Here is a 21,297-nt window from a genome sequence, read left to right as displayed (position 1 = left end):
TCGGCTCACCGATCGACATGAGGCAATGAACCGCTGGGCCGAATACGGAGCGATGACGACCCCGCGCGACTCACGCGAGGAATCGGCTGGCTTTGTCCACATCCCCATGCCGCGTTCGCCTTCCGCGCCGGTAGCGTAGCATCAACCTCTCAGCTTCCCCCATCCGGATGCACGACCGATGCCTGCGTGTCGCTGGCCGCCGCTTCGACTCGCAGCTCCAGCTCGTGCGCCTCAGCGACGCCGACTCCGGTCAGATTGCCCAGCGCGCGGTCGATCCGGCCCCGCGCGGGATGCGCCGGGATCAGTAGGTCTGGCTGCTCGGCGAACGCGGCGCCGAACCAGCGCACGACGCGACCGCCGAGGCCGGTGGTGATCCACAGGCCGGCGGTGCGGGTACGGTCGAACCACGCCTCCACGGCATCAAGGACAAAGTCGAGGTGCCGCGCTTGCGGCGCAACGAGGAGCAGCTTCATAGTGCAAAGCGCCACGAACGCCGTGGGACCGCCTGGCAACAAGGGTCGGATTGTGGGTAGCAACGGGTCGACGCGGTCGAAGAGTGCTGGCGGGATATAGCTATACGTTCCGTTGAATGGATCGTGGGTATTGAGGAGCATCTTCGCGATAATGCCGCCACTATTCATGTCGATCCGCGAGCTTGCAGGATCGTCGGCATATTTCCACCGCTTGAGCGCGATCACTCGCTTCACCAGCTTGGCCCGCAGATCAACAGGCCGAAAAGCGGGACGCTGGGGATCATTGAAATAGAGCGCGTCGGCCTCGTGCATGACCGTCTGTGCGACCTCACCGAAGGGATCGTCCGGCAATTCGGTCACGAGCTTCAGATCGGTATCGAACGACGCAGGCGTGCCGTCGAGCAGCCGCTCGGCGAACAGCGCATAATAATGCAGGTTCCAGTCGTGGGGATCGCGGTCGATCTCGATATCAACCGACAGCCCCCACCCGTTCATCCGCGCGGTCCAGTCGGCATAGGCCGCTACCACTTCCTGCCGCCACCCGATCGATCTTTTGGGTGCGGCCCGGATTATCGCTAGCCACTGCGCCGCAGCCGCACTGTCAACGTAGACGGTCTCGATCGCCTCGTCTTCCTTGACCTCTACCGGTGTTGCTGGCCCAGGAGCGCGGATGCGCGAGCCGCGGCGCAGATGTGGACGCTCCTTTGGCCATGTCGGCCATGCAGGTTCGGCACCGCTATCCAGCCAGGCGACCTCGGCCGCGACGGCTGAATCTATGGCCGCGGCTCGCTTCGCTTCGCAACGCGCATGATCGGCCTCGTCCTCCTCCTCATAACTCTTCCAGCGCCGGGTCATGCTTCCAAAGGCTACGCGCATCGCCGCCTTGAGGAGCCTGGGCTCGATCTTGAGGATCCGCGCGAGGCCGGCGGAAACGGCCGGCGCTGCGGGGCGGTCCTGGCGCGCCGCGAGCCGGATCAGCGCATCTCGATCCGCGTTGCTCCCCTTGCGCGCCCAGAGATGGATCAGCGCAAGCGTCGCGATCGCCGGGCGATTGAAGCGCAGCATATTCTGCGAACCACCGAAGCGATCGGACTGCTCTTCCAACGCGGTCGCGACAACTTGACGGACCCACATCTCGTGCGTCGTGAGCAACGCGTCATCCCCATCGCGCGCCACCAGCAAAGCAGTCGCGATCAGCCGCGTAGAGCGCGATTTGAGAGCATCGGTATCACTGTCGTCGGGGAGCTCGCCCTCTGCATATTCGACCGCATCGTGTGCCGTTGAGGCGGTGGCATGTTCGCCTTCTCCACCCATAGCCAGACTGATGCGCGCCTCGATTTCGGTCGATCGGAGGAACTCGCCCCGGTACTTCTCCATCGCTGCAAGATGGGCGGCCTCATCCGCCGGCGGCCGATAGGCTAGCTTCCCCTCCCCGATGTCTGTCCAGTTCGACCGCTGAAGCATGTTGTTGGCACAGCGTGCGATGAATCGCGCATCGCTCCAGTTCGAATAGGGTTCATAGGGCTCCAGGGTCTCGATTGCGGCGCCCAGCTGCTCACGCAGACGGTTCGCTATGGTATCGTCGCCCATATAGTGGGGCACGATATCAAACAACGACGCGCCCCGTGACGGGCGGGCTTTCAAGTCGGCAAGTTTGGCCTTTCCATCAGGTTCCTTCCCTATTGGGAAATCGATCCCCGACCCGATGTGATCATGGGTCTGCCGGGCGCGGTCGGCAGCCAGCAGCTCAGGGGCTGCGACAAACGGCGCGAGAGCATCACGACCGACATCGAAATGCGACAGCAGCACGTCGACCGCGACGAGCAGATAGGCCGCACAGCTGCCCTCGGGTCCAAGGATGTCGGTGAGCACTTCATAGACGGGTACGCCGTCGTCGAGGCGCTGCTGGCTCCACGCCTCGAGGGCCTTCAGTCCGGAGGCCGCGGAATATTCGTTGCACTGGTCGCGAGACCACAAGTAGCTCGAAGTCCAGGGAAAGAAGCGCGGGCCATGGCCGAGATCGACGGTGAAGCCGTCGTCTTCCAGCGCACGCCCGTCGGTGTTGAACGCGATCGCTTCCGCAACCAGCGTTCGAATCAGTCTCAACCCTTCGGTCGCGCCGGACTCCAACAGATCGAGGAATGGCGGCTGCGCTGGCGAGGCCGGCAGATAGTCGCTGTCGGCGAAGGTGAAGGCTCGCTGCATCGAGCGGTCACGACGGCCGCGCCGCTCCCTCTTGTCAATGAGGCTCGACAGTATGAGGTCCGTAAGCTCGGCCGGCGCAACCGGCGCGATCACCTTGGAAAACGGCTGGATCGCCTTGACCTTGTAGCTGTCTCGCTCGCCGCCGACTTCCCCTAAATAAGCCTTCAGCTGATCGGGCGCGAATTCGCCAAGCAACACCGCAATCAGGCGCAGCTGCTCGATCGCGTTGCGCCTTGCGTCGGTCGCCAGCCCACCGAGGCTTCGCTCTCCAGGAATCGTCACCTCGACGTCGCGAACATCGAGCTGACGCAGCCAGCCGAAAAGCATGACGGCCGTCTGCTCGGCGAACGATCGAAGGTGCTTGAGAAGATAGATCTGTATCTGGACCAGCTCGACCACCGCGCCGATCGCGGACATCGGGATCTCGGCAGCATGCGCCACTGCCCAGCGCAGAACCAGAATTGCCGACCCGGTAATATTCGTACGATAGGATCGCGGGAGATTGACCTTTGACCCGTCCGGTGTGGTCATCAAGTCGGCCGTTGCCACAGTCTCGGTCGCCGCGATTATCCTGCACAACTCGATAAGGAGAGCTGCATCGTCCGCCAATAGACCAGCGCTGCGCTTTTCGAGCAGTTCGAGGCCGGCCTCCGACCGCGGCAAGGCGAGGATCGCCTGGCGCCGCCATGATCCGTGCGCCCCTTGCGGAGACAGATGCGCAAGCAGATCGGTCCAGGCGCTGTAACTTGTCCCCTTCTCGAGCGCGAGGCGGCCGGCGAACTCGATACCGCGCGCAACGCGCGGCGATACCGGCACACTCAGATCGAGCTCGGTCAGACGGCTCGGATCCTCTGCGATGTAGTTCCCGATCGCCCAGTCGCGCAGCACGTCGTGATAGAAATCGAGCCGGTCGCGACGCACTTCCTTGAGCGTGAGCGTCCCGACCAGATGCGACCGAGCAGCAGAATCCTCGGTCAGATCGATGCCGCTTTCTCCCTTCAAGGCACTGGCCGCGAGTGCGGCCAACAACCGCTGCGCTGCGCGCACCTCGGGAGCAGGCGTGCCGTCCGCTCTCTTCCACCACAGGTCAGCCATTGCCGCTTCGGTGCGAACCTCGGTCGCGCTAGGGACCGTCAAAAGCCGGGATAGCCGATAGAGATTACGAGCAAGACCGGCGGCGGGATGCTTGGGGTCGAGCAGCAACCGGAGGTCGGGTGCCTGATCGACTAGTATCTCGACTTCATCTTCCGACAGGGACCCGACGCTTACTCGGTGCGCGCCGCCCAGGACGGCAACTATCCCTTCGTCGAGCCAGGATTCGACATCGCCATGTCCGACCGTGCGCATGGTTGCGATTACCGTGAAGCCGGGGATCGCGCTCGCCGCCCGCATGAGCTCGATGATCGTGCGCTGGCGCCCACGATCATCGAACATGTCGATGCCGTCGATGAAGAGCGTCGGGCCGCCGCTCGCAGCCAGATCGGTCAGGAACTCGACCGCCGAACCCGGGATGCCGAGCGCGTTGGAAAACGACAGCCAGCCGCCTGCCGGCGTCGCGTCGCGGTCGAGCACGATAATCGGCGCCTGGCGCGCCATGCGTTCGGCGATATCCCGAAGAACCCCGGATTTGCCGACACCGCTGTTCCCAAGGATTTCAATGAACCGATGCGATTCGGATGCATCGTCGACGGCAGCGATAGCTTCTAATCGCGGCAAGGTCACACCCGCCACGCTCGTCCCGATATGGGCAAGCGTATTCTGCGCAAGCTCGGCGAGCCTTGCGCGCGCAGGCCCATAATCGCGGTCGCCGGCAAGCCGGAAGCCAGCCGCGGAGAGATCAGCCCTGAGGCTATCTCGATCGATTTTACCGCCAGTGGTCCCGGTCTTGATCGACAGGTCGGTCAGCCGGCTCCACAGCGCCTCTGCGCGGTCGACATCCTCGTCCGCCAGCGCTGCGCGCGCGAGCGCCTGACCATAGGCCCGGGCGATCGGCACCGTCGCTTCGAAATCGAACTCGAGGATGAGCATTCGCCGCAAAAGCGACCAGATCGACTGGTCATCGTCAGCAACGCCGCCCACGATCAAATGCTTTCTCGTCGTCGCGACGAACTCGCGCATGTCCTTGCTCGCAACGCCGATGGCGTTCATGCGGTTGAAGAACGCTGTCGCGCTATCCGCAGTTCGCGCCCATTTGAGAACATCCTGATAGGCGCCAGAAATCTTGCGGCTGGTCCGCTGAGTCGCGATACCGAGAAAGTGCCGGTCTTCCGGGACAGAACCCACCACGCTCCGCGCGATTTGCGACGCGACATCCTGATAGACGGTATCGCCAGGCGAGAAGGTGATATCCCGCTTCGACTGGATTTCGAGGATGAAGTCGCCCGCCGATCCCGCGCCCGAGACTATCAGGTCATCGAGCTTGAACCCTTGCTCCGTGCCTTGGAACCGAACGCTGACGGCCCGGGCGTCGGGCAAGCCCGGTGCCCGATTGCCCGTCAGCAGCGCGAGCAGATAGAGCGCGCCGAGCTCACCTTCGATATATGCACCTGCAGGCCCCCGCGATGCCGGGCTCGAACCACGCGCGATTTCGGAGCTGGACTCCTGTTCCATCATTGAGATGATTTGCAGGGAGTCTTCCTTCCGATCAAGTGGAAACAACACTTTGCTCCTGAACGATCGGCAGGTTCTGGCTTTGTTGAAAACAGGTGAGAATGGCTGAGATGAGGCGCGAAGCGGCCATTCGCATTCCGGCGCACACATGCCAGCTGCTAGATCGCATAAAACATTTCAGGAAAAGGCCCATTCCTCGTCGGCCGGCGTGACCAACCCCTGCCGCAGCCGGCTGTGAAGTTGATGCCACGACGGGTCCGTCACGAAGCCTTTCATGCTTCCACATGCCTCGGCGAAGGAAATGTCGCCCAAACGGTCGATAAGGTCACTCATCCCGCCGTTCCTGCCATTTAGGAATAGCTCGAATGGATCATCATCGCACTCGATTATCCTCGTCGTCGATCTGCAGAAAGGCGAAACGGCCTGCGAACATTTTTGGCCAAAGCATCAGATTGGCTGCCTTGATGGCATGTGCCGGCCGCTCGAATTGGGTCTTGGGCAGAAGATTGCGTAGCCGCGCGAGCGCCTCGCCCTCAACGTTTGGCTCCGTCGGCACAAGCTCAAACCCATAGGAGCCCGGCCCGGCCAGAAGGTTGTATCCCGCCATCCGGCTTCGGCTCAGGCCAAAGACGTTGACCGGCTTCCCGTCGACGGTGAGCCAGCCTGGCCCCTTGCGTGGCTTTTCAACGAGGCTCACCGTCGAAACGGCGTAGGAAACATAGGTCGAACAGCCATGCGCCGAGAGGCCAAGGAGGCTGAAGATATGCGTGTAATAGGCTTCCGGCTCCATAAGGAGAAGCAAATGAGGGCCTGTCTGCAACACGCGGCGCCTTTCGAAATCCCTGCAGATTTCCGAGGCGGTATCGGTCGATAATCCGTTTCGTGTCGCTGCCTTCCTGATGATGTCGAGTAGTTTGGTGAAGGCTCGAAACCGGATTTCTGGCATGGACCTGGAAGCTGGCGCCTCGAACAGGCGAAACGCATAGTCGCGTATCGGCCGGGAATGATATGAGCTCATCCAGGGGTAGAGTGCCGTCAGCGACCCTAGGACAGCCTGTTTCGCATCTGCACCTGCTGTTAGCTCTTCCACCTCACGATTCACCTTTTTCTTGCGTCTGAACGACACCGACGCTCAAGCACGAAATACTGATGAGGAGCACCACTCCGAAACTAAAGAAAATTGTCGAAGGAAATGCTCGATCTCCTACAGCGGCGGCGATGCCGAAGACGAGTAATCCGAACACCCCGGCTACACTATGCATAATGCCTTTTGCCCGGCCTAACAGATAAACGGATACGCCAAGGATGCGCTTCAAGAGTGGCACGCCCCTCGGCAGATAGCCGCGATCAGAGAGGAACGCCGCGAGTGGCTCGGGCGCGTCGACGGCGACAAGATCGGTGACCTCGAAGGGTCCGTCGAAGTCGATCGTGTAGAAGCCGATCGGTGCGCTAGCTGACGCATTCCAGATGAGCTTCGTGGGCATCGAAGTGAGGCCGGGATAGCCGACGCCGATAGTTGCGACAACGCTGGCCAGGATGATCGCGGCGCGCGTCACGGCCCGGTCCTCTTGCGCAGCAGGAAGGCGCGATGGTGGTCGAGCGTGTAGGCGCGCGGCTCGTGCCCGGCGGTTATCCGGTTGTGGATGTGCCGCCAATGATCGGGCGACACCGACTGAGGCTCTATGCCGAGGCGCTGGATGGCGTCGATCGCCTGCAGCACGCGTTCGACACTGGGCCAACTTACGACCTTCAGCAGGATGTCGCCGCCGGGACGAACTAAGGGGAGCGTCTGATAGGCTTCCCGATTCTCGACAGTCCGCCCGCTGATCGGCGACGATGCGATAGGAATTGTCCAACCCAGCGCCGAGTTGGCCTGGACGAATTAGATGAGGTCTTGCATCCGTTCGCCCCTCAATTGCGTGGCAGCTTGTGAATTTCCAGCCTGACAGGCCCTCCCCTGTCACAATTCGTGCAGAAGAGCGCTCGCTCGACCGAACTGAACAGAGCGCCTTTTCCATAGCGTTCGATGAGCCCGGCAGGCTTTACCGTTGCATGGTGCGAACAGGATCTGCACCAGGCCCGCAACACATGCCACTCGCGAAGATCTCCGAGTGCCACATCGAGGCCCGCATGAACGCTGCCGTCGATGATGGCCTGTGGCGGGATATTCACCTCGCCTGGTGTCAGGATTTTCTCCATCACATGCCGACTGTTGTAGTGGATCAGCAACATGCCTGGCCGCCGCCGGATGGCAGCTTGCCAGGCTGCCTGACTCACCGTTGAATCGGGGGAACGCGAAATAGTTTCTGACAGAGCCTTCTCCTCGCGATCCCAAACTTCGATCCGAAAATTGTCTTCCGCTGTTTTTGCCATAGCTTCGCCGGCTAGCGCGATTGACGCCGAGCCATGGTCCTTTGCTGCTCCAGATCACGCTGAAATAAGGAACATATTCCTCTCTCGTCAAGAGTGCGCTTGACTCTGTGTTCTCTTTTTGTTCACTATCGGCGGAATTAGCCATAGGAGGCGAACCATGGAACTTCGCTTGAACATTCAAGACGCCACCCCCCAAGAGCTCGAACGCGGTATCGCGGCAGCCGAAACGGTGTTTGCACGCGCCGGCATTACAGCTTTGCAAGGCGCGGAAGGGCTGTTTGCGCTGGAAGGCTGGGATATCAAAGGCTTTCCAGAAGACGACAGGCCGACCGAGGACGAGGATCGGGCTGCCACGGTCTGGTTGGAAGCCGATGAGGCTGCGGCGGCGGCATGTTGCGGGGGCTGGCCGGCGGAAAAAGTGCCGCACCATCAGGTCATGGAACTGATCAACGTCCCCCGCACGAAGCTGCAAGCCGAGGCGGTTCCAGACACCTGGCCAGAGCGGAAGCAGCTATATCCTGACGTCGTCAAGCGGCTGGAAATCACGGCCGGTCCGGACCGCCAGATCGATTTCGATATTGCCTTTGTTCTTGGCTGGGTTCCCGACCGGCCGACGCTGGATCGGGTTGAGCCGCTTTCGGAGGATGGCGACCGTATCCCCTTCTTCACCAGCGACCTTGCCCAGGTCGAGGAGATGGCGCGCAAGGCGCTCAAGGACTGGACAATCGAGATTGACCGAGATCCCTGTGATGCCCACGTTTTCGACCCGGCGGCCGGCGACGACGATGATGAATTGCGCATGGCCGCATGGCGTGATTTCGACGGCTCCTTGCATATGGAAAAGCCGCCGGCAAATCCTGCGATCGCGCTGACGCTGGCAATGATGCGCGGCCAGTCAATGCATTTCGAATAGTGGTCAAGCGCAGTCGGGGCTCACCGACGCCAGCGGTGATCGACCGCGACTGGCCACACCAGGTTGCGCTTCCGGATGACCTCTGCACCGACCGGAACTTCACCATGATCGCGAAGTTCTGCCAGGAACGAGGGCTTAAGCACCAGACGCGGCAGGTGCAGGCGATATGGCCGAACGGGAAATACGAAACCTTTCGGCTCCATTGCTTCGGCGAAGCCTCGTCTGCAAAGGCGTTTCTTGATCACTTCGAGGGGCTGATGTTCGATCCGAAGCGAGATCGGGAGCATGGAAAAGTGCGCGGCGTCTGGCGCCGCACGGGCGAATACACGCCGGTTCTCGATCTCGGCCCGCTCAGCGTGCCGGAGATATTACGAAGCTAAAGTCACGAGCTTTCGGCGCGAACCGTCTCCACCGAAAGCGAACCGGCTGGAAGCGGCCGCAAAAGCTCAGCCTCAGGCTTTGTTAAATTGATCCAGGCCGCCCAATTATCCGGCTGAAGGACCACCACCTGCCGGTTGTGATATGGCGCGACGTCCGGCCCGGGATCGGTCGTCAGCATGGTGAAGGTTGGCGGCTTGTTGCCGACGGCTTCACGCCAAAGCCCAGCGACGGCCATGAATGGAGAGCCGGTGAGCGTGAAGCGATGTTTCGCCTTCGGATACTTCGTGCCGGTGAATTCGAAGAACGCGGACGCAGGAACGAGGCAGCGTTTGCTATTCCCGAATTGCCGGCCTGCTGAGCGGAAGTTGAACACAGGGCCGCCTTTTGGTCCGGTCGGCGGAAATCCGAACGTCATCGATGCCAGCTCGATAATGTCGCCGGCGGCACACATTATGGGCGCCGGATCATTGATGTGGACGTCATCCGCCCGGGGCAAATCGAGTTCTGTTTGGTGGCTGGGGATTTTGAGCGCCAGCGACGCAATCATCCGGCAATATTCGGCCCAAACGACATGCTGCTCGTAATCATTGCACATGGAAAGCTCCAGACCTCGGCGACCTCGGTTGATATTAGGGCAAGCGAAGGCGCCATGGAAAGCGACGGGTGCTCAACCCCAAGGTTCCCGTTCAATCAGAATGCCCACCTCCTTTGCGGCCTCAACAAAGGCCTTCCGAGCGTCGCGGGTCTCTTTGATCGCATCGAGAACACCAAGGCAGGCTTGTCGACGCATCCCCTGCCCGATCTCGAGGACCCTGCCGAGCGCCATTCAGGGCTTCCCGTGCACCTCGCGGGCCAACAGAACCTGGCCGTCCCAATCTGAGCCCGCGATTCCGCTGGTTCGGGAAACGAGGCGTCCTCCGTTGAGAACCTCAGCCAGCGCATTTCGCGGTGTGTTGACGTCGGGCTGCGTCGAGACCAGCGTGACAAGCGAAAGGGGATGATAGAGACGCTCCTCGACGACGGACCCAATCCAGAGCGGAGCGGTCTGTCCGTTGGTAAGCTCGAGATCGGCAGCCCACAGCCGGAGCACAAGACGAGTATCCGGGAATGCAACGTCACCGGACTGCTCAACAAGGGTCAGGCTGGGAAAGCGCCCACCGGCCAGAGAGGGAACCACCGGAAGATTGGCCAGACTGGCCGATCCCGTGAACCAGGTCAGAGTGCTCAACGGCACCCAAGCTGGCGGTATGTTCCAGCCTTTCGGCAGCAAGACATTCTGCAAGCTTTGCAAGCTACCGGCCCACTGGAACGCCAGCGGTTCTTGCGTCTCGCCGGTAAGGTCGATGCGTCGCACCGGCAGTTGCTGCCAATCCGACGCCCACCAATCGGCGGCCACCATGGATTGCGTCGCGCTTTTGACGGCGTATCGCTGGATATCCGTCGCGTGGCTGCGATAGATATGAATTCCTCCCGCCAGGATTAGCGCCGCGCACCCGACGGCCAGCAGCCTGCTCGATTCAATGGGCTCGGTTTGCCGCCGCAGATAGGACAGTCCAAGCAGCGCGAGCCACGCGGACCCGAACGCCAATCCGCCAAGCACGTCGGACAGCCAGTGCGCACCCAGGTAGAGGCGTGAGAACGCGATCATGAATATCAGGAGCGCGGCGCCGAGAACGACTGGGAGGCGCAAGGCGGGGCGAAGGTCACGCGCGATGAGGAAGGCGAGGAATCCGTAGAGCACCATGTTGATGGTGCTGTGGCCGCTCGGAAAGGAAAACGCGCTCCAGCCGGAATAGAGCAACTCACCGGGCCGAGCACGATGCAATGCCACCTTGATGGCTGTGTTGAGCGCCGATGCGCCGGCGATTGCAGCGACCCAGTAGGCGGCCGTGCGCCAAGCCCGCTTCCAGGCAAGCCACAGAAAGATGATGATTGTGACCGCGACCACGACGACGGTGTCGCCGAGTTCGGTGATGGCGATCATCACCGCATCGCCGGGTCCGGTGCGAATATCCTGGAGGGCGCGATAGATCGCGCCGTCGGCAAGTACCAACGGGTCGCCACTAACGACATCCTCCAGAACGCCTAAGAACAGCCAGGCTGCAGCGATGAGCAGAACCACTGGTAATCCGAGAGCCAGCACCTCGCGTAGCGAGGGATCGAGCAAACTGGTGAGATTGCGTCCAATCCAGGTGTCGTGGGCGCCGGCCCAGGCCCGCAGCCGTTCCACACCAACGATGAGCAGGGGTATGCCGCGGCGCAACGTCCAGCGCACGACATGCAGAACCAGCCAACCGGCCAGGACTAAAACGAACAGCAGGATCGCCAGCGGCTTTGCGGCGGCACCGAAAATGCCGAACGCGGCACCGACCAGCACACCGGGCAGGATATGTGAGGGAGCCCAGGCGAGCGCCGAAGCGATATTCACGGTATAGAACCGCCTGACCGACATCCCCAGCATACCGGCGAGGAGCGGAATGAAGGCGCGGACTCCCGGTGTGAAGCGGGCGAGAAAAATACTCTTGTCGCCGTGGCGCGCGAAAAACGCTTCGCTGCGCTCTATTAGTTCGGGGTTGCGGTTCAGTGGCCAGAGACCAAGAATCTCGCGGTGGTATCGATGCCCGAGCCAGAATGCAAAACCATCACCGGCGATGGCGCCTAAAATGGCCGCGACCAGCAATGGCCAGAGCAGCAATACGCCGCTCGGCACCAGGGTGCTAAGCGCGAGGATCACGGCGGTGCCGGGGATGACGACCCCGATGATCGGAAGCGACTCCGAAAGCGCCAGGAGAAAGACCGCCAGATAGGCCACATGCGGGTGCGCCGTCAGGAATTCGGTCACCGATGAGACCAAGGACGTCAGCATCCCGAGGCGTCCTATAGAATGCTGGTGACGAGGCGGTCGATGCGGGTGTTTTGCCGATAGATTGCGCGAACGGCGTAGGCGGCGACAACCCCGGTCAGCGCTCCGCCCAGAACGTCACTGGCGTAGTGGGTTCCGATATAGACGCGCGAGAAAGTGACGAGCACAGCTGCGGCGAGGAAACCCAGCCCAACGCGTGGCATACCATTCAGGAGAAACGCCGCCGCGATGGCAAAGGTCGCAGTTGCGTGGTCGGAAGGGAACGAGGGATCGGCGCTGTGGGCAATCAGGAGATGGGTCACACCGCCATCGTACGGCCGCATCCGGTGGATGAAGAGCAGAATAAGCTGATTGATGGCGAGGCCGAGAAGGAATGAGAGCCCCGCCGCGACAAGGACGTGACGGACCTGCGGTCTGTCGGTGCGTCGCCACCATTGAACGGCGACGGCCAACACCAAAACTGGCACACCAATCGTGGAAATCCAGATCATCAGAAAATCGACGGCCGCGCTTCGCCCTGCCAGCCCATTGATTGCATGTGTTACCGCGGCGTCGAGTTCATACATAGGCAGGCAGCTCCTAGGTTCGGTGGTAGGTTTTCGCGCTTGGGGGCAATTGATGGGGGGAGTGCCACGGGTGGCGCCGACTGTATTCAGGCATTGGCCCGCCCTCTCAGCCGACCGCGGATGACAAACAATCCTGCGAGCGTCAGCACGGTGAAAGCGGCTCCCGCCAGGAAAGTCCCTTGCGGCCCCGTTTGATCCCAAAGCGCACCGGCGACGACGCTGGCGACAAGCAGCGCGACACCGGTCACAAGATTGAACATGCCGAAGGCGGTTCCGCGTAGCTCCGCTGGCGCCGTCTCGGCAATCAAGGTTGCCAGCAAGCCTTGCGTGAAGCCCATATGGAGGCCCCAGAACACGACGCCGATCCCGACCCACACGATGCCTGTCGCAAAGGCGAGAACGAGATCGGCCAGCAAAAGTAGGACAATGCCAGCGGCCAGAAGGGTCAGGCGGTTGACGCGATCGGATAGCACCCCGATGGGATAGGCTGACAGGGAATAGGCAAGGCTCATGATCACCAGCACGATCGGGATCAGCGCTAGCGGCAGGCCTATCGATTGCGCGCGCAAGATGAGGAAGGCTTCGCTGAACCGCGCGAGCGCAAAGACTGCAGCGACCGCCACGACCCACCAATAGGTCGCCCCAAGTCGGCGTAGTTCGTCGCGATGCAGCGGCATCCGGACGCGGCGCCACTTCTGCGGGCGCTCCGGTTCTTTAACGGCGACGAGGATCAGCCCAACGGACAGGAATGCCGGAATGACAGCGATCCAGAACACCGTCTGAAAATGATTGGCGGTCCACCACATCAGGCCCATGGCGATGAGCGGTCCGAGAAAGGAGCCGATCGTGTCGAGCGACTGGCGAAGACCAAAACTTGCGCCGCGCAAATGCGGCGGGGCGATGTCGGCGACAAGCGCATCGCGTGGCGCGCCGCGAATGCCCTTGCCGATACGGTCGATGAAGCGTGCGGCGATGAGCCATTGGATCGAAGACGCCAATGGAAAGATTGGCTTGGTGAAAGCGGCGAGACCGTAGCCGAGCGCGGCGAGGAGTTTGCGCTTTCCGAGCCAGTCGCTTAGCGCGCCCGAAAAAACCTTCGTGATCGCGGCCGTCGCCTCGGCGATGCCCTCGATGATGCCGACTGTGAGGGCGGAGGTTCCAAGCACCGTCACCATATAGACGGGCAGCAGCGCGTGGATCATCTCCGACGAGATGTCCATGAGCATCGACACGAAGCCAAGGATCCATATGCCGGTCGGGATGCCTTGCCGGGCAGCAGAGGGATAGATCACCTCGGTCGTCATCGCGCTTGCTTCGTCATCTTTGACGTCTGCCCTCACCGGTTCTCGGCATGAGCATCGAAAACACGCTGGGCGTAGCCGTCGAGCAGCTTTTCGCAGCCGCGCAGGCGCTGGGTTGCCTCTTCGGCCAGCGCCGCACCGTAGAAATCGATCTTCTTGATCTTATCCAGCCAGCCCTGAAGCTTCTTCAGGTCGGTATCTTCCTCTTCAAGTTCGGCATAGGTGAATTTGTTGATTGAGATCTCCTTGGCAATTTCGGCCTCGTAGTCGTCGCAACGTCGCAGAAACTCCCGATACTGGTCATCGCGATCGGCCTTGAACCGTGCGACAACCTTCTCCTCCTGGGCGTTGTCGAGGGCCACTGTTTCGAGAAGCACGGCCTCGCCGCCCATTTCGGTGATGTCATTGTCCAACATCTTCAGTCGCCGCACATGGTCGTCGGTCTTGGGCAGCAGACAAACGCCATTTTGCAGATAGACGGCCCCCATTCCCTTCAGCCGCCGCCACAAAGCAACGCGCTTCGTGGCGGGCTCCGGAGGTACTTTGTAGGTGAGGAGAAGCCAGTTGATTTCAACCATCGCAACATGGTAATGCAACGGCCGTTACAAGTCAAAGGCAACATACAGCAATTCGTCCCCTTTGGAAGGCGTTTGGACTCTCACCCCAACCGTGCAAATGGCGCAAAGATGACAGTTTTGGTCCTCCTTAATGCGAGCGCAGGCACCATTCAGCGCAACAAAGGCGAGGACTTCGAAAAGCTTATTCGAGGTGGGCTTCAGGCACGAGGGATCGAGACCGAGGTGCGACTTGCAGAAGGCCGCGAGATCGCCGAGATGGCGCACAAGTTCGTCCTGGCGAAATCGCCCGGCGGTAAGCCGCCGACCCTCGTGGTCGGCGGCGGCGATGGCACTATTGGTTCCGTAGCGTCGGCAACGGCGGGAACAAACGTCGTGCTTGGTGTCCTGCCGCTGGGCACCCTCAATCATTTCGCCAGGGATCTGGGTTTGCCGAATGATCTGGAAGCGGCCATGGACGTCATCGCGGCGGGCCACGTGCAGAAAATCGATGTTGCGGAGGTGAACAGCCGGGTCTTCCTCAACAACTCGTCCGTCGGCATCTATCCGTTTCTTGTCGCCGAACGGTCCGCAGAGCAGAAGCGGCTAGGGGTAGGAAAGCTTGCCGCTCTCGGTCCGGCGCTTCTCCTGATGCTCAAGGCATCATCCTGGCAGCGGGTCAGAATCTCAATCGACGACAAGGGGCGAGAACAGCGGACCCTCTGCGTGTTCGTTGGCAACAATTTCTACGATTTGAGCAAGCTCGGCCACCGCAACAGCCTTACCGCTGGGGAACTGTGCGTCTATGTCGTGAAGCAGCAGTCCTGGCTCGGACTTGCGCTGCTACCCTTCAAGGTCGCCTTCGGTTTGATCGACCCAGTCCGCGATGTGGAACTATTCCGGGTGCAAAGTCTTGAGATCAGGGCGCGCCGACAACGCATGCGAATTGCGATGGACGGTGAAACCGTCGAGGCGACAACTCCGTTGCGTTATCGGATACGGCCTGGTGCACTGCGGGTTCTCGCACCCGTGTTGACGAAGGCCACCCCTCGAGACTCATGATTCTGGTGAGGTATGGGCTTGATGAAGACGATTGCCCATCTTTCCGACCTGCATTTTGGCAGAATTGACCAGACAGTATCCGATGCACTCGCTGCCGACGTTTGCGCAGCCAACCCTGACATTGTTGTCGTCTCGGGAGACATGACGCAGCGCGCGCGCAAGGAAGAATTCACGCAGGCACGGGCATTTCTCGACACGTTGCCATACCCGCAACTCGTCGTGCCGGGTAACCATGATGTCCCGCTCTACAACCTGTTCGCGCGCTTCTTCACGCCGTTGACGCGTTACAAGCGCTATATTACGGCGGATACCGACCCGTTCTATGCCGATCCGGAGCTGGCCATCGCTGGGATAAACACCGCTCGGTCGTTAACGATCAAGGGAGGCCGTATCAACAGTGAGCAGCTCGCGTGGGCGAGACGAAGTTTTGCCGATCAGTCGGATGAGACGACACGGATCGTGGTGACACACCATCCCTTCGAAGGCGCCAGCGCGAATGATGACGACGGTATCGTCGGGCGGGCGAGGATGGCGATGGGAGTATTCTCACAAAGCCGCGTCGATGTGATCCTGTCCGGACATCTGCATCTGAACCGCATCGGTTCGAGTGCGGTCCGATACGATATCGAGGGCTACTCCGCCTTGCTGATCCAAGCAGGCACGGCGATTTCTTCGCGCCGCCGGCAAGAAGCCAATTCTTTCAACCTTATTCGGATCGAGCGGCCAGAGATCCATCTCGAGTGCCGGGCGTGGGACCTCGACGAGGTGAGATTCGTCAGATCGACGAGCAAAAGCTTCCGGCTCGGACCGTCAGGCTGGGCGCCAACAGGCGGAACTATTCCCACGCTCATACAAAACGTTGACGACGGGATTGTACGGGCCGACGATCGGATACTCGGATAGCAGCCTTTTTAGCGACTATGCAAGCGTCCTGACCCAACGAATTTGTCTCGCTCATCGTAACCGACGTTCTGCTTTCGCTCGGACGTCTGCTTCGCAGAACTCTCGGTCAAAGATCGCAAGCGGTCTCACGCGGCCGAAACCATCATTGGCTTGCACGTTCCGTCGCATCCGGCCTGGAACTCCTATATGCTTGGTGGAAGGCTGGAGGTCGCAATGGGCGCAGAATGCTGCGGACATGACCACGAACCGTCGAAGCAGGAAGACGCGTCGTATAGGCGCATTCTTTGGGCGGTACTGGGTATCAACGCGGCAATGTTTGCGGTTGAAATCGGCGCTGGCGTCGCGGCAGGGTCTGCCTCGCTCCAGGCTGATGCACTCGACTTCCTTGGCGACGCCGGCAACTACGCCATCAGCCTGTTTGTGGTCGGCATGGCTTTGCGGCACCGTGCCATGGCGGCGTTTGCCAAAGGCGCAACTATGGGTGTTTTCGGCCTCTGGGTGATCGGTGTAACCGTTTGGCACGCAACGCATGCAACCCTTCCAGAAGCGTCGACAATGGGTGCGGTCGGGCTTGCTGCGCTGCTAGCCAACGCCGCCTCGTTCGGGCTGCTGTGGGCCTACAGAGGCGGCGACGCAAACATGCGCTCGGCATGGATTTGCACCCGCAACGATGTCCTCGGCAACCTGGCGGTGCTGTTGGCCGCGCTGGGTGTTTTCGGTACTGGCGCAGGCTGGCCGGACATCATCGTCGCAGCCATCATGGCGGGGTTAGCTCTCCAGGGCGCGATCGTCGTCCTGCAACAGTCGCGCGCCGAATTTAAGCCAGGCAAGCGCGGCCTTTACAAAAAGAGCGCCCGTCAAATTTCAAACTGAGACACGACCGCATCGGCGACCGAGGCTTGTTCATTGTCCCGAAGTCGCAGCGTCCAGGGCTTGCAAATGCCGCCTTTTGAGGCCAGCTTGAACAGATGATGGCACACTGGTCGCCAAAGCATATCCTCGTCATGCTCCTTGCGGTCTTCCTGACCGCTGGGTTCAGCCTTGCTGGCGCCCAAGCGAGCGTCATGTCGGCCAAGATGACGATGACGGCCGAGAGCGGCATGGCGATGGCTCCAGATACCGGCATGGCCAAAATGGCCGATAATGCCATGAATGGTGACTGCAAGGCCTGCCTCAAGGGCGTAGGCGACAACGGCAACCCGATGCACTGTCCGCCGACGTGCATCGCTCCTGTGCTCGCTGTGCTGCCGGAAGACCTCGCCCTCACCGTGGTTCCGCAGGCGCAACAGCCATCGGCGCTGCCAACTCCGCTCCTGCATGGGCGAAGTTCCCTGCCCGACCCATCCCCTCCACGACCAGCGACCTGATCTGACGCCCAAGTCTCCTGCCCCTGGCAGTTGACCTCTGCGTCTGGTCGTCTTTGCGCGCGCTCCGCGTGCCGAGATCAATTCGCACAAAGCAATGACGAGACCCGATGCCGCTACGCGTCATTGGCCTCGTGGGTCCAAAGGGTCCAAACGTGAATACCGATTTCAGTTTTGCTGTTTCGCGCCGCAGGTTTCTCATTGCGGCGGCGGGCGTTGCCTTATCCGCATCGATGCGCCCCGTGCGGGCATCCGCTCCCGACGAACGCCGGATCAGGGTCGCGCCGGGCCAGGCCCGGTTCATCGGCCCTGACGGTCCGTCTACGCCGGTCTGGGCCTATGACGGCACCGTTCCCGGCCCGATGCTGCGCCTGCGGCAGGGCGAACCGGTTCGCATCACCGTCGAGAACGGACTGGATGAGGACACCACGGTTCATTGGCACGGTATCCGTCTACAAAACGCCATGGACGGCGTGCCGGGCCTCACCCAGCCAACGATCAAACCGGGCGAGAGCTTTATCTACGAATTCACTCCGCCCGATGCCGGCACCTTCTGGTACCACCCGCATGCCGACAGTCTCGTGCAGCTCGGGCGTGGGCTCGCCGGTGCCCTCGTTGTCGAGGAGCGCGAACCCCTTGCCGTCGACCGCGACCTCTTATGGCTGCTGCAGGACTGGCGGCTTGCCGCCGATGGGCAGATCGCCACCGGCTTCGGCAGCGCGATGGACGCGGCGATGTCGGGCCGGGTGGGCAATGTCATCACGATCAACGGAGCGCCTCTGGCTGATCAGCCGGTGCATGCTGGCGAGCGCATCAGGCTGCGCTTAGCCAATGCTTCACTTGCCCGCATGATGGCGCTGCGCTTCGAAGGCCACCGTCCGGTCGTCGTCGCGATCGATGGCCAGCCCTGCGACCCGCATGAGCCGGCGGATGGCCGCCTGGTGCTGGCGCCGGCCATGCGCATCGATGTCGTGCTCGACATGCAGGGCGACCCCGGCAGTCGCCATGCCGTGATCGACGATTTCTATGACGGCCTCGCCTACACGCTGACCACGTTTGCCTATGACAATGCGACGCCGCTGCGGACCCATCCGCTCGACGCGCCTGTTGGCCTGCCGCGCAATCCCTTGCCCGAACCCGACCTCACCAAGGCCGAGCACCAGCAGATCATGCTGCAGGGCGGCATGATGGGTGGCGGCAAGCTCGCCGGCATCGGCGGCATGATGGGCATGGCGACGCCCGGCATGGGCGGAGGTGCAGCATGGGCGATCAACGGCATGTCGATGACCGGTGACGGCCACGCCGGCATGGCGCCGCAGTTCACGCTGAAACGCGGTGCTACTTGTCATCTCACCATGCGCAACGAAACCGCGTGGTGGCATCCGATGCACATCCACGGCTTCAGCATGCTGGTGCTGTCGCGCAACGGCTCGCCGGTGCCGCACCGGCAATGGCAGGACACGGTGCTGCTCGCCCCCAAGGACACGATCGAATGCGCCTTCGTCGCCGACAATCCCGGTGACTGGATGCTGCACTGCCATGTCGCCGATCACCAGATGACCGGCCTGATGACCGTCTTCCGTGTGACCTGAACCTTTTCATTCAACCAAAGGAGAACCGCAATGAAACTGACCTATCGCCTCGCCGCCCTTGCTTTGCTGATCGCAACGCCGCTGCCCGCTGTCGCGGCAACCATCAACGCGGTGATGTACAAGAACCCGCAATGCAGTTGCTGCGAATCCTACGCCAACTATCTGGAGCACAACGGCTTTAAGGTCGACATCAAGCCGGTCAACAATCTCTCGCAGATAAGCAGCGATGCCGGCGTGCCCGCCGATCTCGAAGGCTGCCATACGCTGATGGTCGACGGCTATGTCGTCGATGGCCTGGTGCCAGTCGACATCGTCAAGAAGCTTTTGACGGAGCGGCCAGCTATATCAGGCATCACACTCGCCGGCATGCCGACGGGCGCGCCTGGCATGGGCGGTGAGAAAGCCGAGACCTGGACGATATACGCCTTCACCAAGGACGGCAAGGCACCGACCGTCTACGCCACAGAATGAAACCGGCTGCGATCATGAGCAAACTGGCTGTGGTCCTGGTTGGCGTACTGTTGGCGGTTCCGTGGCCTGCATCGGCCACCGGACCGCCGCAGAATTTTGCCGTTCACGAGGCTCCTGTCCCGGTGCCGGAAATCCGCTTCGCGGACGGCGCCGGCCAGCCGAGAACGCTTGCCGATTTTTCCGGCAGGGTCATCCTGCTCAACATCTGGGCGACATGGTGCGCGCCGTGCCGCAAGGAAATGCCGACGCTCGACCGGCTGCAGGCAGAGATCGGTGGGCCGGACTTCGAAGTCGTTGCGCTGTCGATGGATCGCGGCGGCCCCGACAAGGTGAAAAAGTTCTTCACAGAGATCGGCATCGAGCATCTCGCGCTCAGCATCGACACATCGGCCAAGGCGATGTTTACGCTCGGCGCCCCCGGCCTTCCCATGACATTGCTGATCGACGGCGAAGGCAAGGAAATCGGCCGGCTGATTGGTCCGGCCGAGTGGGATGCGCCCGACATGGTCGCGTTCATCCGCAGCCATTTCGCCGCCAAATGAGGCCAAATGAGAAAGGAAACGACAAATGGCCACGACAGAACTCACCCAAACCAGGCAGGCCTCGCCCGATAGCTCCTCGACCATCCGCCATTATCTCGGCGGTCGGCGCGGCCAGATAGCCGCCGGCGCCGTCATTGCCATCGCCGGCCTCGCCTTCAACTGGACCTGGTTGGTCGCCGCGGGAATTGCGCCCCTGCTGCTCAGCGTGCTGCCTTGCGTCGCCATGTGCGCGCTTGGCTTGTGCATGAGCCGGATGACCGGCAGCGGCTGTCCGACCGAGAACGTTTCTGCAAAAGCGGACGGGGACGGCGATGGCACCATGAAAGGCGGTGGCTGATGCTTGTCCGGGTTCCAGACGAGCCGCAGGCGCTTTCCTTGGCTTTGAGCGTGCGCCTGCTGCGCCGCCTGATCGCACTGACGGCGCTGATCGTGGGTTTCGCGCATAACGCGCAAGCCCACTCGCTAGATGACGTCAACGCCCTGCTTGAGGGCGACGAGAAGTATTTCCAGCCGATCGACAGGCCAGCGCCCGATTTCACGCTGCGCACCGCCGATGGACGCATCGTGCGAATGGCCGATCTGCGCGGCAAGGTCGTCGTCCTTCATTTCATCTACACATCGTGCCCGGATGTCTGTCCCCTGCATGCCGAAAAAATCGCCGAGATCCAGGCGATGGTGAACGGCACGCCGATGAAGGATCAGGTCACCTTCGTGACCATTACCACCGATCCGACAAGGGACACGCCGGACGTGCTGCGCAAATATGCGCCAGCGCACGGGCTCGACCCGGCCAACTGGCTGTTCCTGACCACGACCCAGGATCAGCCGGAGGACACGACCCGCAAGCTGGCGGAGGAAGCCTTCGGCCACAAGTTCACCCTCACCGATGACGGCTATCAGATGCACGGCACGGTCACGCATGTGATCGACAGGCAAGGCCACTGGCGGGCGAATTTCCACGGCCTGAATTTCGCTTCGGTCAATCTCGTCACTTTCGTCAATGCGCTCACCAACAACATCGAGCGTCCTCACGATGAACCGGACGAAGGCTGGCTGGCTAAATTGAAGAACCTCTTCTGACGCTGCTTCACCGACGTGGCTAAACCACAGGGAAAAGGAGACGC

Annotated in this window: 22 protein-coding genes and 2 pseudogenes; 11 read left to right on the top strand and 13 right to left on the bottom strand. The window is 61.5% G+C overall.

Translation table 11 applies throughout. The features are described from left to right. Nucleotides 1–149: 149 nt before the first annotated feature. The 6 genes and pseudogenes from HB777_12965 to HB777_12940 all read right to left on the bottom strand — a co-directional run bounded on the left by HB777_12965 (nucleotide 150) and on the right by HB777_12940 (nucleotide 7,661). Nucleotides 150–5,336: an AAA family ATPase gene (locus HB777_12965; GenBank protein QND64702.1), complete on the bottom strand. Its 5,187-nt coding sequence runs from the start codon at nucleotides 5,334–5,336 to the stop codon at nucleotides 150–152. Nucleotides 5,337–5,465: 129 nt separating this feature from the next. Beyond that, the gene (locus tag HB777_12960; GenBank protein ID QND64701.1) at nucleotides 5,466–5,621 is read right to left on the bottom strand and encodes a hypothetical protein; all 156 of its coding nucleotides are present in this window, start codon (nucleotides 5,619–5,621) and stop codon (nucleotides 5,466–5,468) included. A gap of 40 nt (nucleotides 5,622–5,661) precedes the next feature. Continuing rightward, nucleotides 5,662–6,090, bottom strand: a complete 429-nt coding sequence (locus tag HB777_12955; GenBank protein QND64700.1) for a hypothetical protein — start codon at nucleotides 6,088–6,090, stop codon at nucleotides 5,662–5,664. 490 nt (nucleotides 6,091–6,580) lie between these two features. Continuing rightward, nucleotides 6,581–6,772, bottom strand: a pseudogene (locus HB777_12950) (peptidase S26). Nucleotides 6,773–6,840: 68 nt separating this feature from the next. Beyond that, a pseudogene (locus HB777_12945) lies at nucleotides 6,841–7,089 on the bottom strand (DUF2840 domain-containing protein). 110 nt (nucleotides 7,090–7,199) lie between these two features. After that, nucleotides 7,200–7,661, bottom strand: a complete 462-nt coding sequence (locus HB777_12940) for a hypothetical protein (GenBank protein ID QND64699.1) — start codon at nucleotides 7,659–7,661, stop codon at nucleotides 7,200–7,202. A gap of 157 nt (nucleotides 7,662–7,818) precedes the next feature. Here HB777_12940 and HB777_12935 point away from each other — a divergent pair, with 157 nt between their 5' ends. Continuing rightward, on the top strand, nucleotides 7,819–8,574 hold the full coding sequence (locus tag HB777_12935) for a hypothetical protein (GenBank protein QND68767.1): 756 nt from the start codon (nucleotides 7,819–7,821) through the stop codon (nucleotides 8,572–8,574). 35 nt (nucleotides 8,575–8,609) lie between these two features. Then, nucleotides 8,610–8,954 (top strand): hypothetical protein, encoded by a 345-nt coding sequence (locus tag HB777_12930; GenBank protein ID QND64698.1) that lies wholly within the window; start codon nucleotides 8,610–8,612, stop codon nucleotides 8,952–8,954. A 2-nt stretch (nucleotides 8,955–8,956) separates the two neighbouring features. Here the strand turns inward: HB777_12930 and HB777_12925 are convergent, their stop codons facing one another. The 6 genes from HB777_12925 to HB777_12900 form a co-directional block, all read right to left on the bottom strand. Then, nucleotides 8,957–9,550, bottom strand: coding sequence for an SOS response-associated peptidase (locus HB777_12925; GenBank protein QND64697.1), 594 nt, complete (start codon nucleotides 9,548–9,550; stop codon nucleotides 8,957–8,959). Nucleotides 9,551–9,622: 72 nt separating this feature from the next. Beyond that, nucleotides 9,623–9,781 carry a DUF982 domain-containing protein gene (locus HB777_12920; GenBank protein ID QND64696.1) on the bottom strand — a complete coding sequence of 53 codons (159 nt, stop codon included), beginning with the start codon at nucleotides 9,779–9,781 and terminating at the stop codon, nucleotides 9,623–9,625. Further along, entirely contained in the window at nucleotides 9,782–11,821 is a 2,040-nt protein-coding gene (locus tag HB777_12915; protein ID QND64695.1) for a phosphatase PAP2 family protein, read from the bottom strand. It abuts the gene before it with no gap. Nucleotides 11,822–11,832: 11 nt separating this feature from the next. Further along, nucleotides 11,833–12,384 (bottom strand): phosphatase PAP2 family protein, encoded by a 552-nt coding sequence (locus HB777_12910; protein QND64694.1) that lies wholly within the window; start codon nucleotides 12,382–12,384, stop codon nucleotides 11,833–11,835. A gap of 86 nt (nucleotides 12,385–12,470) precedes the next feature. Beyond that, nucleotides 12,471–13,688, bottom strand: a complete 1,218-nt coding sequence (locus tag HB777_12905; protein ID QND64693.1) for an MFS transporter — start codon at nucleotides 13,686–13,688, stop codon at nucleotides 12,471–12,473. A gap of 32 nt (nucleotides 13,689–13,720) precedes the next feature. Continuing rightward, nucleotides 13,721–14,263, bottom strand: coding sequence for a chromate resistance protein ChrB (locus tag HB777_12900; GenBank protein ID QND64692.1), 543 nt, complete (start codon nucleotides 14,261–14,263; stop codon nucleotides 13,721–13,723). Nucleotides 14,264–14,371: 108 nt separating this feature from the next. Between HB777_12900 and HB777_12895 the strand changes: the two genes are divergently transcribed. The 3 genes from HB777_12895 to HB777_12885 all read left to right on the top strand — a co-directional run bounded on the left by HB777_12895 (nucleotide 14,372) and on the right by HB777_12885 (nucleotide 17,077). Beyond that, nucleotides 14,372–15,301 carry a diacylglycerol kinase family lipid kinase gene (locus HB777_12895; GenBank protein ID QND64691.1) on the top strand — a complete coding sequence of 310 codons (930 nt, stop codon included), beginning with the start codon at nucleotides 14,372–14,374 and terminating at the stop codon, nucleotides 15,299–15,301. A 21-nt stretch (nucleotides 15,302–15,322) separates the two neighbouring features. Further along, a complete protein-coding gene (locus HB777_12890; GenBank protein ID QND64690.1) occupies nucleotides 15,323–16,204 on the top strand; it encodes a metallophosphoesterase in 882 nt (293 codons plus the stop codon). Nucleotides 16,205–16,417: 213 nt separating this feature from the next. Continuing rightward, complete coding sequence (locus HB777_12885; GenBank protein QND64689.1) at nucleotides 16,418–17,077, top strand: cation transporter; 660 nt, start codon at nucleotides 16,418–16,420, stop codon at nucleotides 17,075–17,077. On the opposite strand, the gene HB777_12880 is transcribed toward HB777_12885, so the two are convergent. Further along, nucleotides 17,062–17,259 carry a hypothetical protein gene (locus tag HB777_12880; protein ID QND62433.1) on the bottom strand — a complete coding sequence of 66 codons (198 nt, stop codon included), beginning with the start codon at nucleotides 17,257–17,259 and terminating at the stop codon, nucleotides 17,062–17,064. The genes HB777_12885 and HB777_12880 overlap by 16 nt on opposite strands. On the opposite strand from HB777_12880, the gene HB777_12875 reads away from it, so the two are divergent. From HB777_12875 to HB777_12850, 6 genes are all read left to right on the top strand, one after another. Continuing rightward, entirely contained in the window at nucleotides 17,176–17,571 is a 396-nt protein-coding gene (locus HB777_12875; GenBank protein ID QND68766.1) for a hypothetical protein, read from the top strand. The genes HB777_12880 and HB777_12875 overlap by 84 nt on opposite strands. A 107-nt stretch (nucleotides 17,572–17,678) precedes the next feature. Beyond that, a complete protein-coding gene (locus HB777_12870) occupies nucleotides 17,679–19,160 on the top strand; it encodes a multicopper oxidase family protein (GenBank protein QND64688.1) in 1,482 nt (493 codons plus the stop codon). Between the two features lie 30 nt (nucleotides 19,161–19,190). Next, nucleotides 19,191–19,631: a CopG family transcriptional regulator gene (locus HB777_12865; GenBank protein QND64687.1), complete on the top strand. Its 441-nt coding sequence runs from the start codon at nucleotides 19,191–19,193 to the stop codon at nucleotides 19,629–19,631. Nucleotides 19,632–19,645: 14 nt separating this feature from the next. Beyond that, complete coding sequence (locus HB777_12860; GenBank protein ID QND64686.1) at nucleotides 19,646–20,173, top strand: TlpA family protein disulfide reductase; 528 nt, start codon at nucleotides 19,646–19,648, stop codon at nucleotides 20,171–20,173. Nucleotides 20,174–20,198: 25 nt separating this feature from the next. Continuing rightward, nucleotides 20,199–20,510, top strand: coding sequence for a hypothetical protein (locus HB777_12855; protein QND64685.1), 312 nt, complete (start codon nucleotides 20,199–20,201; stop codon nucleotides 20,508–20,510). A gap of 38 nt (nucleotides 20,511–20,548) precedes the next feature. Further along, nucleotides 20,549–21,253 carry a redoxin domain-containing protein gene (locus HB777_12850; protein QND68765.1) on the top strand — a complete coding sequence of 235 codons (705 nt, stop codon included), beginning with the start codon at nucleotides 20,549–20,551 and terminating at the stop codon, nucleotides 21,251–21,253. The last annotated feature ends 44 nt before the right edge of the window (nucleotides 21,254–21,297 follow it).

This window comes from Mesorhizobium loti (assembly GCA_014189435.1).
GTDB lineage: Bacteria > Pseudomonadota > Alphaproteobacteria > Rhizobiales > Rhizobiaceae > Mesorhizobium > Mesorhizobium loti_G.
This window is presented reverse-complemented; position numbering and strand designations above follow the sequence as displayed.